The organism is Haematomicrobium sanguinis DSM 21259 (genome assembly GCF_000688395.1).
GTDB lineage: Bacteria > Actinomycetota > Actinomycetes > Actinomycetales > Micrococcaceae > Haematomicrobium > Haematomicrobium sanguinis.
On the sequence record NZ_JIAG01000026.1, the window covers coordinates 1 to 1,397 of the forward strand.

2 protein-coding genes are annotated in these 1,397 nt (G+C 51.9%); both read right to left on the reverse strand.

The annotated features are described in order from the left end of the window. Window positions 1-333: 333 nt before the first annotated feature. Window positions 334-1,077, reverse strand: coding sequence for a hypothetical protein (locus O148_RS17865; protein WP_157374649.1), 744 nt, complete (start codon window positions 1,075-1,077; stop codon window positions 334-336). A 51-nt stretch (window positions 1,078-1,128) separates the two neighbouring features. Then, a partial coding sequence (locus O148_RS18015; protein WP_035746311.1) for a hypothetical protein occupies window positions 1,129-1,397 on the reverse strand: 269 nt, incomplete at its 5' end.

Below are 1,397 nucleotides of genomic sequence, written 5' to 3' on the forward strand. Positions count from 1 at the left end.
CCACATTGGTGGCCATCTCCACCGACTGCCCAGCAGTGATCCGCACCCACCGTGGAGCCTTATTCCCCGCATACGACACCGCACGAATCACCCGACAATGACAGACGCCGTTCTTGTTGGTGCTGAGGTGTCACGACAACCCTGACGGATATGTGTGGTGAGGTGCGACGGCGATGCTCACTTCACTGCCACCACGCACCCTTTACGGCAGTCACGATAACGACACGATTCGAAGGTGCGGCCCGGTTGCGAAACTGGCGATAACAATGTCACACGATCGTGGCCTGCTGCTAGTCCGCGACCGGAACGACAGACTCGCGAATGAGGTGAGGGTTAGTCCTTGATTGGCGACATGGGCGGGATCGGATCGAACGCCCCAACATTTTCTAGTTGCGCATAAACCTTGGTGAGGGATGCCACTGGATCATCAGAGTCTTCCACCAGGGATCGAAGATCCACCAACACCCCCTCACCCAAGCGTGGATACCCCAAACTCTTCACGCCTGGCGTACACGGTAACCGGTCACTAAACCACATCACCAACCCCGGACGCGGACTCGTAAACGAGGCATCCACCAGCTCCCTCGTTCCATCAGTCGACAACGAAATAAAATCAGGACGCCAGGTCGACGCTAATGATTCAAAAAATTTCAGGGGTAACTGTTGGTCGATCGATCTACCAAAGTTTTCAAATTCAATGGAAACTCGATTGAAAACCATTAATGTTGCACGAGTTTCCGATCCCACCCAGAAATCAATTGACTTTATTATCCTGGAATTAGTAGGTTCAATTCGAGGGTGCATACTGAGCGTGTAACCACGATGGGGTTGAGCCTCAACATGTCCGTTTGAATCTGGATCAGTAAGGAAAACATTTGATTTTACGACCGCCAGTTGATTGCTAAATTTTGTGGGCCACTCCTCGTTCGGCTCAAAAGTTGTCCACCGCGCGTCAGGATTTTCGATGCCAGTGATAGACTCGAGAGTTTTAGCAATCTGGGTAGCTACATATTCCGGAGTGGCACCTCGAGCCGCCCACCACGCGTCGATATATGCATATGTAAAATCTAGATTCATTATCCTAGCTTCTTCTTTTGTTTTCGAAAACTGTTGGTGTTATTATCCAATTTACGGCTGGAAGACTACATTGACTTGTACGCCCTTATTGCGGAAGATGCGCCGTAGCGCGTCTGCGCCAGCTTTAGTCGACACAATCCATGTGACCGTCGCGCCGACTTCAGCGGCGGAGTCCACCTGTCGTTGGGCGGACTTAATGATGCTTTTCACTATTGTCTCGCTAATGTTGGGGTTTTGGAGGAAGGCGTAGCCGTTTTTGGCGTCGAGGAGGGCGGGTGGGTGTGGGTGGTTGGCCGGTGTAAGCGAATCCGTCGAAGTCG